This is a genomic window from Paenibacillus sp. BT-177 (assembly GCF_025846815.2).
Taxonomy (GTDB): domain Bacteria; phylum Bacillota; class Bacilli; order Paenibacillales; family Paenibacillaceae; genus Paenibacillus; species Paenibacillus polymyxa_C.
This window is the reverse complement of record NZ_JAOYTP010000011.1, coordinates 68,707-83,536: the sequence shown is the minus strand read 5'-3', so window position 1 is coordinate 83,536 and position 14,830 is coordinate 68,707. Positions and strand designations below refer to the sequence as shown.

Below are 14,830 nucleotides of genomic sequence, written 5' to 3'. Positions count from 1 at the left end.
TTTTCTTATTAAGGAATCATACTATCATCATTACCACCGCCAGGAATTAATCCTGAACCGTCACCACTGCTGTCGCCAGTTCCTGTTCCGTCGCTATCACTTGGCGATGTGGTTCCATCGCTGCTGTCGCTACTTCCTGTTCCGTTGCTATCGCTTGGCGGCGTTGCTCCACCACTGCTGTCGCCGCTGCCTGTTCCGCTGCTTTGTTGCTGGCTGGCTATAAAATCTTTATACTCCTGAATCGCATCTTCCAGATTCATGTAATTTCTCTTAACTTCCGGCATAGGATAATACGGGTCCAGACGATTGAATGCATCCACTACTCTGTGAAAGTAGACCGTCGTAGGATCTGTACCATTTACTGTAAGCAGATTGTTCGCAATGTTCTTGAGCTCATTGATATCAAGATCAGTTACGATCCATTTGGATTGGTAGTTCGAAAGCGCTGTAATCAAATCTGTGTTAGCCTGGTCTACCTGAAGCTGTGTAATATCCGGAGTATTAAGCACAAGGTTTGCCTGATTAATTTGCCCTTGAAGCTCTTCGTTATCTTGTTCGGTATAATGACGGCCGAACGTCTGAACTTCATTATTAGCAATACTTATGTTGAAATTTAACAACATGGTATCCACTGCTATTGGTGCAGCATACTGGCTCTGTACTTGTTGCAACTCCTCGTATACATGAACAACGTCTTGTAATTCAAAGCTGGACAAACCTAAGAAGATAGAGGCATGCTCTGAAGCAGAAGACAAAGCTTGCTGGGCTTCAGCGCTTAATGCGCCTGAATTTTGCACCAAAACTTCATTGATCGATGTCTGCATTTCAATGATTTTGTCTCTCAACTGTAGCCTTTTCTCATTATATTTTTCAATATAGGTCCCTTTAGCCTGACTTAATTGATTATAAGAGATCACCAATTGTTCCTCAGGAGTAAACGGCATAATGAGTGCAAAGTGGGCTTGTACTGTTTGTTGATCTAAAAGCATCATTTCCGTATTCAAGTAATTACGAGCCACAGGGTCAGACAGCAGTTTGAGTTGAACATCTTGAACCAGCTGCTGCAGTTTTTCCCGAGTTGTAGCAGGCACTGGCGCAGTGAATTCCGCAAGCCTTTGACTCAGCTCCATATTCAAGTTCAATACATCCAGCTGCGTCATAGCGGTGTGCATCTTCTCTGTATATTCCTGAATGAGGTTGTCTAGTTCAGTATTTTGAGAACCACTCTGATCGTAGATAACCTGCGCTTCTTGTAAAGTATTTTTAAGCACTGAGAAGTCCACTGCTTGCAGTGCTAGGAATGATTCTGTGGCACCTTCTATTTTTTGTGTCCATTCCTCCAACTGCTCCGTTGTAGATAATGGATTCAGATATACTTTTGATCCTTCCCTCACTATGGACTTGTAACGCGCTTTGTCCGTTTTCAAATTCTCCACACGATCCGTTACATCGAGAAAATGCAGATAGGTATCTCTGAGTTTTACTGATGCTTTGTATACCTTGATTACTCGACCCAAGCTTTCTACTTCCCGATCCACAATATTCTGAGGCGCATTCCCTTCCAACACATTGTTGCCAAATCGAATCGCTTGACTTAGCGAGTCATCCCAAAGAGACGGAAATTCGTCACCAATCATTCGGTTTTGTTCAAGGGTAGTCGAAGCTAACTGAATCAGTCTAGTTAATTCCTGTGTTCCAATCACCGGTTCTGTGGCTGAGGCCGTGTACACAGAAACATCCTGTTTCAATGTGCTGAGCGCTTGATCTACTTCTGTCTGTGTAGCTGCCGTATTGTTCAGTACCAGCATAGCTTGATTGATTGCTCTAGACAGGCTTTCCTTCGCTGCGGCTGGGTAAAGCGTCTGATCCGTTCCACCCTCATCTGCACGCTCCAGCAGTTCTTTGGCTGCATGGACTTCCGTCTCCAACTGACTGCGGTCTACGCTGATAATGTCACTGTCGTGTTTTTTCTTATCTTTGCTGTCTGTATCCGTGATAACCGATCCAGCAGAGGATGAGTTCTTTGTGCCATTCACGAGACCAATAGCTTCTTTCACCACATCATAGTTAATGATAACATCCCGCGGCTGTTTTTGTTCCGGCAGGTTAAGCTGGCTGATTGCCGCTCCCTTAGCCAACGTAATAAAAGGAACGCCCACATATTGAGATGCATCCAGCAAACCAATACTACCGTTAACCAACAGCTTGCCGAGTCCCTGTTGTAATGAAACACGGCTAATCACAGCATTCCCTTCGCTCACGATCGATGCATCATTTTTCAGCGTCAAGTTGTCAATCTTTGTCGTTCCGGTTGCTGTCAGCTTGGCATCCTTAGAGCCTAACTCCACACCAGACCATGTCGTATTTTCCAAAATGGCCGATACAGACTGATTTCCTGAACCTTTGATTTCCAATACGCCTGTGGAGTACATGTTTTTCAAGGTTACCGAACCATTGACGATTAGGCGTCCATCAAAAGACACACCCTTACCGTCAAATACGCCACCGTCTGCGTTAATTTCCAGCTGTTTTACACCTGTAAGTGTACGCAAATTACGGTTAAGATCGATTTTTGCCCCTTTTAATACCGCTTTGTTATTTTCACCGAACAAGCCTTGCAAAGATCCTTCCAGCTGGTAGGGGATATTTCCGATTCGAACAGTATTGCCCTCTGATTTCACTTCTCCTACTGGATGATCCAACAGGCTAACGAATACTTCCGCACTACTCTCCCGGTTCAATGGATTTTTCAAATCCGTTGCAGAAGCATCCTCTGATAACAAACCATAATTGCGAGCTACCTGAACTGCATTTTGCTGTGCGTCCGTAGTACCTGCATCCTGCAAGTCCATTGCGCGTACTAGCGATACGATCAGTTCTTCCTTGGTAATGGCATCTCCCGGACGGAACAGTTCTCCGTTGCCTGTCATATACCCGGCTGCACGTACGGCCTCAATATAGGGAGCACCCCATGCATCCGAGGACACATCCATAAAAGATGTTTGCGGCTGATTGTTCACTTCCAACTGGAACAGACTGCACAAAATTTTAGCCGCTTCTGCGCGGGTCAAATTCTTTTGTGCCATAAAATCGCCCTGATTACCACCTGTCATCAAACCCAAAGTGTGAGCTTGTGTTACAAATCCAGTTTCACTTTGCGTATCTGCTGTCGCTGCATAAGCAGTCTGGGCACCTCCCAGCCAAGGCAGAGATACGATGGAGCCTGAAGCAATCCCCAGTACCATTGCAGATGCAATCCATTTATTTCGATTTACAAGTTTCAACATTTTCACTCCTAGAAGCTATTTATTGGCATATATCCTGTTATATCAAAGGCTTTAGTCATGTTTAGTTCTACGATTTATGCAACCAAGGAACTATGCTAAAAGAAGTATACGAAACCCTACTGAACCGATTCTGAACAATTAGACCTATACGAATCATTCCACAGCAAAAGTGCTTGGCTTGGAATTAACTCCATATGGCATAATATCCGATGTAAGCAGGTGGAGTAGACTAGAGTTGAAGAAAACCATATCTAGGAAGCGAGGTATAATCAAATGGACTATGTTAAGCTTGGAAATACCGGCTTGGATGTATACCGGCTTTGTCTTGGCTGTATGGGCTTCGGGGTCGCTGAACGATGGATTCATCCATGGATACTAGATGAAGAGCGCAGTCGTCCAGTTATAAAAAAAGCTCTGAAGCTAGGCATTAATTTTTTTGATACCGCAAATGTATATTCAGATGGAACTAGCGAGGAAATTGTCGGACGGGCTTTAAAGGATTATGCGAATCGAGATGAAATTGTCCTAGCAACGAAGGTTCATTTCCGTATGCATCAAGGCCCCAATGGTGCTGGACTTTCCCGAAAGGCCATCATGAGCGAAATTGATAAGAGCCTTAAGCGACTGGGGACAGATTATGTGGATCTATATCAAATCCATCGCTGGGATTACAATACCCCTATTGAAGAGACGATGGAAGCATTACATGATGTTGTGAAGGCCGGAAAGGCAAGATATATTGGTGCTTCTGCCATGTATGCATGGCAGTTTCTGAAGGCATTGCATGTCGCTGAGAATAATGGATGGACACGGTTTGTATCAATGCAAAATCATTTAAACCTCTTATACCGTGAAGAAGAGAGAGAAATGCTGCCGCTTTGTAAGGAGGAAAAGATCGGTGTAATTCCATACAGCCCGCTTGCAGGAGGTAGATTGACGCGGGATACGCAGGAAACAACACATCGGTCTGAAACCGATCAAGTGGCAAAATCTAAATACGATGCAACTGCAGATTCCGATCGATTGATTGTGGAGCAGGTTGCGACAATCGCAGAAAAACGTGGAGTTCCCCGCGTTCAAATTGCTCTTGCCTGGTTGCTGCAGAAAGCACCGGTGACTGCTCCCATTATCGGTGCTACAAAGACATCTCATCTCGAAGATGCGGTAGCTGCTCTATCAATTACGTTAACACCTGAGGAAATTGCGTCGCTGGAAGAACTGTATGTTCCTCATCCAGTAATTGGTGCTCTATAATAGTAATGTAATAGTAGTTTTCATATAAGAAACAGCAAAAACGCCCTATCCAGTTACATAGGGCGTTTCTTGATCAGTAATAACGCTAAAACCTAACATACCAACTATATATTTTTATATCCGTTTTGTTCATTAACCCCTGCGTGCTTTGCGGGAGAGCAGATTGCCCAAGGACTGAACACCTTGTACAAACACGACTAGAATGATAACAGTGATCAGCATTACCAGCGTATCAAAACGTTGATAGCCATACGCTATCGCCAGGTCGCCAATCCCACCGCCACCGACCGCACCAGCCATAGCCGTTGCACCAATCAGTCCAATGGCGGCTGTCGTTAACGATAAAATCAAAGAACTGAATGCCTCGGGTAGCAAAAAGTATCGAATGACCTGAAACGGAGTCGCTCCCATCGCATCTGCTGCCTCCAATATCCCCGGGTTGACCTCCAACAGCGAATTTTCCACCAACCTGCCGATATAGGGTGCTATATATATAATCAAGGGGACAATCGCCGCACTGGTCCCAATAGATGTATGCACAATCAGACGAGTTAACGGAATGATCGCTATCAGCAAAATAATAAACGGTAAGGAACGGACAATGTTAATGATCGGATTTAAAATACCGTACAGCCATTTGTTCTCCAAAATTCCGCCTGAACGGGTGACAACAAGTAAAATACCGATAGGGATCCCAATCAGAGCGCCAATAAATAATGATATGCTGACCATGAGCACGGATTCATACAAAGCTTCCCACAGTTGATCCCAAGTTATCGTGGTTCCTGTAATCATCATAGACTCTCCACCTCCTGAATATGGACTCCTTTGCTCTTGATAAAATCAACAGCCTGCTGAACGGCCAGCTGCTCACCGCGCAGTTGAAGTGTCATATAGCCAATCGTCGTTTCTTGTATCTCCGTCATGTTGGCAAACAAAATGTTCACATGGATATCATGCTTCCGAATCAATTCATGAACCACTGGGTCGGAAGCTGCCTGTCCGATAAATTCCAGCTTGTAGATGCGTTGCGACTCTTGTTGCTCGAACGTTTGCAGCACACTATCCGGTACTTCATCGTGAATAACTGTGCGTACAAAGCTTTGCGTCGTTGGATGCTTCGGCTGCCCGAATACCTCCAGTACATCGCCCTGTTCAATGATTTCCCCCTTCTCCATTACAGCTACCTTGTTGCAAATCCGCTGAATGACCGACATCTCATGGGTGATGATCAATATGGTGATCTTGTATTCCTTGTTAATTTTGCGAAGCAAATCAAGAATAGACTGCGTGGTCTGCGGATCAAGTGCCGAGGTTGCCTCATCACAGAGCAAAATGGACGGGTTGCTCGCAAGCGCCCGCGCAATCCCGACACGCTGCTTTTGTCCGCCGGAAAGTTCGCTGGGATAGCTATTTGCCTTATCTGATAATCCTGTGAATGCCAGCAACTCTGTTACACGCCTCTCAATTTCCCGCTTGTTGCGTTTGAGCAGCACCAACGGAATGGCAATGTTTTCAAATACTGTTTTCGATTCCAGCAGATTAAAATGCTGAAAAATCATGCCGATCTTCTTCCTTACTTTTCGCAGCCCCGAGGTCGAGTAGGCATTTAAGCTCTCCCCTTCGACAAGAACCTCACCGGTCGTTACTTTCTCCAGACGATTGACCAAACGGATAAGCGTACTTTTCCCCGCACCACTGAATCCGATAAAACCAAAGATATCTCCTTTATCCACTGTGATATTTATATTTTTTAACGCTTGAATGCTTAAGCCTTTTCTTACATAGGTTTTGGATACATTCCTAAGTTCAATCATAGCTCCTAACTCCTCCCGCTCCATCAAGTATGTAAAATCTCTCTGAGTTGATTTCTTTCCTATGGCACGAACATCGAATCAAATTTAAATCCGAGTATTTTAGTAAGTTTTATAGAGTATACTACTTCGATTTTATATTGATGTCAATATGTGTTTTAAGTTTGGTGCAAGCATTTCTTTCTTTGCATAAATGAACATGATATTGCAGATGGTATGGAATATGCCGAAGTATACACATCTTACCCGAATCAGGGCGGAAGCGGAGGAACATAGATGAAGCAAATATTTACCTTGTGGCTATGCATTGCATTGATGGGGATGTCCACAGTTATGGGAGAATCAGCATCAGCTACCCAAGCTGTGGACGGACAGCCGTATCATTTTGGATTTAAAAAAAGTAAGGGAGGCGAGCTTCCTTCCATCGCACAAGAAGGCTTTATGCACCTGATTGAAAGACAAGGCGGCATCTTTTTGGGGGATACGACTAAGAAAGAATTGTTTCTTACTTTCGACAACGGATACGAAAATGGATATACTCCCAAGGTGCTGGATGTATTGAAAGCCAAAAAGGTTCCGGCCGCCTTCTTTGTAACCGGGCATTTTGTAAAAGACCAACCGGATTTGATGCGCCGCATGGCCAGCGAAGGCCATATTATCGGAAACCATTCATGGAGCCATCCTGATATGAGCACCATTTCTTCGGCAGAGATTCGGTCTGAGCTGGATCGGGTACGAACTGCGTCTGCAGAGCTGACTGGGCAAAAGGAAATGAAATATGTCCGGCCACCGCGCGGCATTTTTAATGAAAAAGCATTGGCATCCTGTCGAGAAGCCGGATACACGAGTGTGTTCTGGTCGGTGGCCTACAAGGACTGGGACACGAATATTCAGCGAGGAACAGACTATGCCTATCGCCAAGTTATGCAGCAGCTCCACCCTGGAGCGGTCATTTTGCTCCATTCTGTATCCAAGGATAATGCCGAGGCACTTGGCTCGATCATTGACGAGGCTCGCAAGCAAGGATATGAGTTCAAAAGCCTGGATGACCTTAAAGTTAAGCACTATCACTAAAAATAGCATCTAACTTAATGACTCAATACCGTCATCAGCCCGATCCACATCTGCCCTAGCAGACTGTGTGAATCGGGCTGATTAGTTTACGAATAAGGAAGGTCATGGATATAATGACGTAAGAAACGATTTGGAGAGCACTTTTTTGGTCCGCGACATGCTGCCCGTACTTCCTGAACGCTTTCACAACTACACCCTGATTGGTGGTAACGGCTCAATGATCTCCCAAAAAGGCAGTGTAAAATACGTAGAGTCCTTTCTTCCTGAAGTAAAGAATGCTCTACTCACACTGCTAGAAGAGCACCAAGCCACCTACCTGATTGACAGTGAGTGGGATTATGCATATACAGGCGCAGCTGATCATCCCATACTCAACAATGTGGATGTCAACAAGTTGGCGCAAAAGCTACCTTTGGCGTCCTTGAAATCCATTGTAAAAATGCTCATTTTAACTGCTGACGATACGGAAGGCTTGGCTGCTAAGCTTCTACCGCTGGGTGTGGTCATTCATCAGCACCGTAATGAACAGGTACTGGACATTAGCCCCCAGAATATCCATAAATGGAACGCGCTTCAGAAACTTGGTGTGCAGCCTCGTCAATTTATCGCCTTTGGCATTGATGCGAATGATATTCCAATGTTCAAAGAGGCACACCATGCCGTCATGATTCACCACCATGCTGAACTGGCTGCCTACGCGACTGAATCTATCCCCAATGAGGGGGAAAGTCAAGAAGAACGGATTATCGCCAAAATACGTGAATTGGCTGAAACAGTAACTATTTAGTCCAACGCTAAGGAAGGGAAGGTCCCTCTATGGGCCTTTCCTTTCTCTTACCATCCAAAGGATAACAACGCCTATTTCAAGGTTAGCTTATACACTCTAGCTTCATAAGGCCGCAGCTTCAAGGCGTGCAAATTTTCTCCTTTTACCGGTTCGTAGTTGGAGAGAAGCAGCTCCGCCTTGGCGGCAGGAAACTTCTCACCGTCGGGCCAGTGAAACACGGGATCACGGTCAAAGAAATTCAAAATGACTAGCAAACATTCTTGTCCCAACATGCGTGAAAATACATATAGCTCTGTATCAAGTGGCAACAACAGCTTGTATTCGCCATAGACTATGACCTCATGTTGTTTGCGCAGAGCAATCAACTTACGATAATAGTGGAAAATTGAGTTCGGGTCATTTCTTTCTGCCTCTGCATTAATGTGCGTGTAGTTATCATTAATTTTCATCCACGGCTCTCCATCAGTAAATCCGGCTGCAGGCCCGGCATTCCACTGCATGGGAGTACGTGCATTATCCCGACTTTTTCGCCAGATCGCGGCCATAATCTGCTCTTCCGGCTCACCGATCTTTCGTTGCTGCTCATAATAGTTTAACGTTTCCACATCCCGATAATCATCAATCGACGGGAAGGCAATATTCGTCATTCCAATTTCCTCCCCCTGATAAATATAAGGCGTACCCTCAAGCATATGTGTGAAGGTTGCCAGCATTTTGGCTGATTCCGCACGGTACTGTCCATCATTTGCAAAACGCGAGAGAGCCCGCGGTTGATCGTGATTGTTGAGATAGTTGGCATTCCATCCTTCCTGATGAAGCACCGTCTGCCAACTACTCATTATTTTTTTCAGTTCCACCAGCGTCCACGACTTGTACTTCCATTTTTCCGTTCCTAACCCTTGTGCATCAATAAACATGTGCTCAAACTGGAACACCATATTCAGCTCATGCCGCTGATCTCCCACATAATCCAGTGCCTGTTCCGGTCCTAAACCGGACGTTTCGCCAACCGTCATTAAGGGATAACGCTCCAGTACTTTTTCATTTAGCATCCGTAGAAGTACATGAACCTGTTCCAGATTGGAAAAGAGCTGATAGGCACGCACCAAGGTTTGTTTGTCAGGATTATGCGCATCCGGCAGCCCTTCTGCTTTGACAATATGGGCAATGGCATCAAAGCGGAAGCCATCGACTCCCTTTTTTAACCACCATTCCACCATACGATAGAGTTCACCCACCATCTCTTCATTTTCCCAATTCAGATCCGGCTGATGCTCCGAATACAGATGCATGTAATATTCGTCTGTAAGCTTGTCATATTTCCACACAGAACCGGAGAAATACGATTCCCAGTTGTTCGGATATCCGCCATTTTTGCCTGTTCGCCATATGTAGTAGTCCCGCTTCGGATTATCCTTGGATGAGCGTGACTCCGTGAACCACGGATGCTCATCCGACGTATGGTTTAATACCAAATCCATCATAATTTTGATGCCTCGTTCATGCGCCTGATGAAGGAGTTCATCAAAATCCTCCATCGTTCCAAACTCATCCATAATGGCATAATAATCGCTAATGTCATATCCGTTATCGTGATTGGGCGACTTATATATCGGGCAAATCCAGATCACATCAATCCCCAGCTCAGACAGATAATCCAGCCGAGACAAAATGCCGCGCAGGTCCCCTTTTCCGTCTCCGTCAGAATCCTGAAAACTGATCGGGTATATCTGATAAACAACAGCTTCCTTCCACCATATTTTTTTAGGCATGTTTCCCTCCTGTATCTTCTCTGTACATCCAATAGCTTATGCTCTTAACATACACGCAATACCTGTATACGAATCGTCGGGGCAGGGAAATGAGGGACATGTAAGCTTGCTTGGGCACACAAGCAGAGCTGCTATAGCCTACGATATATTTTTTAATTTATTTTTTTGAAAATCAGGTTGTATACATGGACTTGGCGTTACCTATATTTATGAACTACCCATATACTTGAACCAAAAGCGGTGCCATTCTTGAATTTAGGGAGGAATTGAAATGAACCTTCGACCCAAGGAGCCAAAGGATTTGATTGTGGAATCAGCTGTGATCCCGCCCAACATCCATGTGGATGTGGAGTCAGCCACTGAGGGGGGAACACGCCGCCTGATGCTTAGCGATAACCCGGAGACGCTTACCCATGTGACGGTACCTACCGAGCAAGCCACTTTGTGGCATGATGTGGTTCGCACCACCACCCGGACAGTCAAGCACCGGATTTTCGGCTGGCATTATAACAAAATCGGCAGCCCTGTTAAACTGGGCATCACCATAGAAAATAAAAGCACGGCCCGTCTGGAAGTACGCCATATTGAACGTGCCCTGGAGATTGTACCTGAGGATGGCAACTGGATTATTGATGTCGGGCAATCTATTGCCAAAAGCTGTTTGGCAGGTACAATGAAACGTCTGAAGCCAGTAGACCGTCACAAATTCGGCAAAGGCACCGCCTTGCTGGAGGAATTTGAGCTACCCGAAGGATCGCTGGCTGGATTCATCTATGACCTCACGGTAGAATATGCCGAAGGTCACGGTACGCTGGACTATGTGATTCGCACCGTAGTCAGCAAAGATACGCAGACTGATCTGCGCGAGATTCATGAGGATGCGCTCCCTCCTGTACCCCCGCCACAGGCGCATCCACGGGGCGTATGGTCCTTTTCTGAAACAAATGCGCGTATGCCGGAGTATGTAGTAGGACAAAGCGCCAACTACCGAGCATGTGCCACTAAGAAGCTGAACGGCGAAACTCCTGCAGATCTGCTGTTTACAGGGAAACGCAGCGAGCTGGGGCCTGCGCTTGATAATCGCGGACAATTCGGAACGATATATAACGCAACCATTCCTATCGTTAATCACAGTAGTGAGGTACGTACCGTACGAATCTATGCCAATCCACGTGGAGGCGCGTTCGCCGGGTCTGTACGCGTGGATGGTCATGTATACGGTATCCCCTTGCTACAAGATAATACCAAGGTATGCCGACTGACTGACATCCGCGTCCCGCCTGGCCAGTCGAGCTATTCTCTTAGCTTCATGGTTGCAGGTAGCGCGACTACTCCGCTGGGTTTATACGTGATCACACTATAACTGTGTTCACGATGACTGGATGAGCGAACGTGGGACCAAAATTTTCACAGAATATGGTCTGCTTTATAGTAAATGGAGCTGTCCCAAAGCTGGTTTTAAAATTTATTGGACATTCATGGTTCGTCATTAGTATAAAAAAGCGCGAGTGCAAGGGTTATTCCCCCTGTAGCTCGCGCTTTTTAGTTCATGCTCACCCATTTGAGCAGGTTATGGTCAAGCGAAGGCACGTAGTCCTCTTCGCCGCCATACCCGGCATCGTCGATGACCATACCCGGTTACCCAGTTTGTGTCAGAATAAATATCGCTCTATTTGAACCGCTGGACCTGCCCCGAAGGCATAATGGTCAACTCTGGAATATTGACATGCTCCGGCTGCTCTAGTGCATAAAGGGCAGCTTCTGCAACATCATCGGGATGCAGCGGCAAAACGCTCGAAGCAAACGCCCGAATTTCCTGCTCGGGATATCCGGCCACCTGCGAAAATTCCGTCGCCACCGCCCCGGGGTGAATCGCAGTTACACGAATTCCTTGCGTACTGGTCTCCAAACGCAATGCAGAGGCTATGGCGCTAACGCCGTACTTGGTAGCGCTGTATAGTCCTCCTCCGGCAACCACTTCCTTCGCTGCAATAGAGGAGACAATGACAACATCCCCCTTGGCCTGTTCCCTCATTGGCTGAAGTCCGTACTTCAGTGTCAGGACAAGACCGTGCACATTCGTCTTGTAAAGCTCCTCCCACCTTTCCAGTTCCACTTCTGCCAGTGGGCTTCGATACCCGAAGCCGGCATTGGCAACGATAATGTCAAGCCGTCCCCAGCGTTCAAGAATGGCGTGGACCGCCTGCTGTACGTCTTCAGCTTTTTGGATATCAGCAGGTATTGCCATGACCTCGTACAATTCCTCTTGGTGCAAGTCGCGAACCAATTCATCCAATCGCTCCTGACGGCGTGCCAATACAGCTACATACGCGCCTCGCTTTGCCAGTTTTTTTGCAATCGATGCCCCAATGCCGCTGCTTGCGCCTGTAACCAAAGCTACTTTCCCGGCCAGGCTTTCCTTCGCTTTCCAGGATAATCTCAACTCATCCAATATCATGTTATACCCTCCCCAGGCTTATTTGGTTAAAATCACACGATGAACACCCTGGCTGCCTCCAGGAGCTGTACCTATATATAAATATCCGTCATGATTTACAGCTGTGGTTACCCCATAAAGCGAGCCTTCAGGATCATGCCAGCTTCCGATGAGTTTACCCTGCGGATTAAGCTCCACAGCAAGCCCATGCTTCACAGGTGTGCTTGCACCGCTGAGCAGCGATTGAGGCAATTTGGCCATCATTCCAGCCAGCCACGGGCTTCCATGCATCTGATCTACAAAGGGAATACGTGTCGTGAAGAGACCGACCCAGAAATGGCCTTGATCATCACGCGTAATGTTATCCGGAAAACCGGCAAGATTATCCACAAAAATATCCGAAGTCCCCTTCTTAGGCCCTTTGAGCCAGTATCGGGTCAATTGGTAGTGATACGACTCTGCCACAAGCACAAAATCTTCGTCCGCAGACAAGGCAACCCCGTTCGCAAAATAAAGGCCTTCCAACAGAACTGTCGTCTGCTTGGTCGCCGGATCATATTTCAGCAAACGTCCATGTGGCTTGTTCTCGGCGATTTCTTTGAAGACTACACTGCCATAATTGGAGGTGTCAGAAAAATAAATAGTACCATCTTTGGCAATATCCAGCTCGTTGGCCAAATAGATCGGTGTGCCGTCGACTTGATTGGCCAACACCGTCACGTTTCCGGAAGGATCTACCGACAGTAGCCCCTTCTTAACATCCGTAACGATCAGATTTCCACTTACGTCAAATATAAGTCCATTGGGCGTTCCTTTGGTATCTGCATATAGCTGAGCCTTTTGTGGATTGCCCTTAGTATCAAAGGCAACCTTATAAATTTCCCCGTCGGAGTCTCCCGTATATAAATTTCCTTCCTTGTCAAAGGTGATAAATTCCGGAAACTTAGGGGCATCTGTAACAAGCTCTGCGGAGCTGAGTTTGTTGTTTTGTTGCCATGGACCCGCTTGTTCAAAAGAGGGAGCCGAAGGTGCAAGCCATTTTGCAGGCTGCACAGGGGGAGGGATGAGCATAAAAATAACCACTCCCAGAAGGATTACCGCCAGCAGCGATAATCCGCTTCTGCGTACCCATTTACGCGGTTTCTTATTCTTTCTTCCTTGAGAATCTTTGACAGATAAATCAGGTTTACTGGGCATTAGAGTGCCTCCTATGTGATGTGAATAATATTTATAATTGAACGACGATTTTACCGAAATACTGTTTTCCTTCAGCCAAAAGTGCGAAGGCTTCGCCGATTCGGCTGAGCGGGAATACTCGGTCAATGACAGGATGTAAACGATGGCGGGAAATGGCACGATTCATCTTTTCGAAATGTTCCCGGTTACCAACTTGGCTGCCACGAATCGTCGCAGCCTTCTGCAAAATGCTGGTGACATCGAACTCAGGAATAGTCAAGCTCGATAAGAATCCGACCATGCTCACAGTCCCTCCGGTACGAAGTGCATTGATGGATTGCGCCATTGTTGCCGCTCCCCCTACATCCAGGACATGGTCAACTCCGCCGCCTGTCAGCTCCAGAGCCACCTTATCCCACTCGGGAACTTCCGAATAGTTGATTGTCTGCCATGCGCCGAGATCCTTTGCTCGTTCGAGCTTGTCATTGCTGCTCGATGTGATAATTACCCTTGCTCCCGCCATCAGAGAGAATTGAAGCCCAAAGATGGAAACACCGCCTGTTCCTTGCAAGAGCACCGTATCCCCCGCTCGCAGCCCGCCGGATTCCATCAGCATGCTCCATGCGGTTAATGCCGCAATCGGCAAGGTGGAAGCCTCCTCCCAAGAAAGGTGATCCGGAATGGCGACGACCCCTTCTTCATGCAGAACGATATATTCAGCCGCTACTCCACTGAGCGGGCCTCCCAGACTGTCCTTTAAGACCTCCGCTCTCGTGCTCCCACCAATGAATTTCTGTTGTAAATTTGCCGCTACCCTTTGTCCAACCTGAAATTTTGTCACCCCTTCGCCCACAGCTACAATTTCACCCGCTCCATCGGATAATGGAATGAAGGGAAATTGAATGCCGATCGGCATTACTCCGTTGATAACTACCAAATCCCGGTAATTAAGAGACGCTGCCCTTATGCGGATCAGAACTTCCAGCCGTCCTGGCACCGGTATGTCAAGTTCCGTCAAGGTTAACTCTTCAAAGCCAAAACCATTTTTCAGTTGCACTGCTTTCATTTTGGTTGTCCTCCCTGTAATGCTAACTTTTTACCTAGTATGAATACAGTGTATTGTATAGGAAACACTGTTTCCTATACAATACACTGTATTCAATTATCTTCAAGACGTCAATCTTTACTTTAAAAATAAAAACGGCAAGCATGACAAAAAACGCGAGTTG

Annotated in this window: 11 protein-coding genes; 4 read left to right on the top strand and 7 right to left on the bottom strand. The window is 46.4% G+C overall.

Annotated features, from left to right (window positions below):
• Window positions 1-8: 8 nt before the first annotated feature.
• Window positions 9-3,287 carry an S-layer homology domain-containing protein gene (locus tag OIU26_RS22900; protein ID WP_264218123.1) on the bottom strand — a complete coding sequence of 1,093 codons (3,279 nt, stop codon included), beginning with the start codon at window positions 3,285-3,287 and terminating at the stop codon, window positions 9-11.
• 273 nt (window positions 3,288-3,560) lie between these two features.
• On the opposite strand from OIU26_RS22900, the gene OIU26_RS22895 reads away from it, so the two are divergent.
• Window positions 3,561-4,541 carry an aldo/keto reductase gene (locus tag OIU26_RS22895; RefSeq protein WP_264218122.1) on the top strand — a complete coding sequence of 327 codons (981 nt, stop codon included), beginning with the start codon at window positions 3,561-3,563 and terminating at the stop codon, window positions 4,539-4,541.
• A 132-nt stretch (window positions 4,542-4,673) separates the two neighbouring features.
• Here OIU26_RS22895 and OIU26_RS22890 read toward each other — a convergent pair whose 3' ends face one another.
• Window positions 4,674-5,339: a methionine ABC transporter permease gene (locus OIU26_RS22890; protein ID WP_044787773.1), complete on the bottom strand. Its 666-nt coding sequence runs from the start codon at window positions 5,337-5,339 to the stop codon at window positions 4,674-4,676.
• Window positions 5,336-6,358 carry a methionine ABC transporter ATP-binding protein gene (locus OIU26_RS22885; RefSeq protein ID WP_264218121.1) on the bottom strand — a complete coding sequence of 341 codons (1,023 nt, stop codon included), beginning with the start codon at window positions 6,356-6,358 and terminating at the stop codon, window positions 5,336-5,338. The genes OIU26_RS22890 and OIU26_RS22885 overlap by 4 nt, the downstream gene beginning before the upstream one ends.
• 273 nt (window positions 6,359-6,631) lie before the next feature.
• Between OIU26_RS22885 and pdaA the strand changes: the two genes are divergently transcribed.
• Both pdaA and OIU26_RS22875 read left to right on the top strand, forming a co-directional pair.
• Window positions 6,632-7,429 (top strand): delta-lactam-biosynthetic de-N-acetylase, encoded by a 798-nt coding sequence (gene pdaA, locus OIU26_RS22880; protein WP_058831382.1) that lies wholly within the window; start codon window positions 6,632-6,634, stop codon window positions 7,427-7,429.
• Between the two features lie 145 nt (window positions 7,430-7,574).
• Window positions 7,575-8,216 carry an HAD hydrolase family protein gene (locus tag OIU26_RS22875; protein WP_264218120.1) on the top strand — a complete coding sequence of 214 codons (642 nt, stop codon included), beginning with the start codon at window positions 7,575-7,577 and terminating at the stop codon, window positions 8,214-8,216.
• A gap of 71 nt (window positions 8,217-8,287) precedes the next feature.
• Here the strand turns inward: OIU26_RS22875 and OIU26_RS22870 are convergent, their stop codons facing one another.
• On the bottom strand, window positions 8,288-9,988 hold the full coding sequence (locus OIU26_RS22870; protein ID WP_264218119.1) for a glycoside hydrolase family 13 protein: 1,701 nt from the start codon (window positions 9,986-9,988) through the stop codon (window positions 8,288-8,290).
• Window positions 9,989-10,259: 271 nt separating this feature from the next.
• Here OIU26_RS22870 and OIU26_RS22865 point away from each other — a divergent pair, with 271 nt between their 5' ends.
• The gene (locus tag OIU26_RS22865; protein WP_264218118.1) at window positions 10,260-11,351 is read left to right on the top strand and encodes a hypothetical protein; all 1,092 of its coding nucleotides are present in this window, start codon (window positions 10,260-10,262) and stop codon (window positions 11,349-11,351) included.
• A gap of 306 nt (window positions 11,352-11,657) precedes the next feature.
• Here the strand turns inward: OIU26_RS22865 and OIU26_RS22860 are convergent, their stop codons facing one another.
• From OIU26_RS22860 to OIU26_RS22850, 3 genes are read right to left on the bottom strand one after another with little or no spacing between them, the layout of a single operon-like run.
• The gene (locus OIU26_RS22860; protein WP_264218117.1) at window positions 11,658-12,446 is read right to left on the bottom strand and encodes an SDR family oxidoreductase; all 789 of its coding nucleotides are present in this window, start codon (window positions 12,444-12,446) and stop codon (window positions 11,658-11,660) included.
• 18 nt (window positions 12,447-12,464) lie between these two features.
• Window positions 12,465-13,622, bottom strand: a complete 1,158-nt coding sequence (locus OIU26_RS22855; RefSeq protein WP_264218116.1) for an SMP-30/gluconolactonase/LRE family protein — start codon at window positions 13,620-13,622, stop codon at window positions 12,465-12,467.
• A 31-nt stretch (window positions 13,623-13,653) separates the two neighbouring features.
• A complete protein-coding gene (locus OIU26_RS22850) occupies window positions 13,654-14,667 on the bottom strand; it encodes a zinc-dependent alcohol dehydrogenase family protein (RefSeq protein ID WP_264218115.1) in 1,014 nt (337 codons plus the stop codon).
• Window positions 14,668-14,830 lie beyond the last annotated feature (163 nt).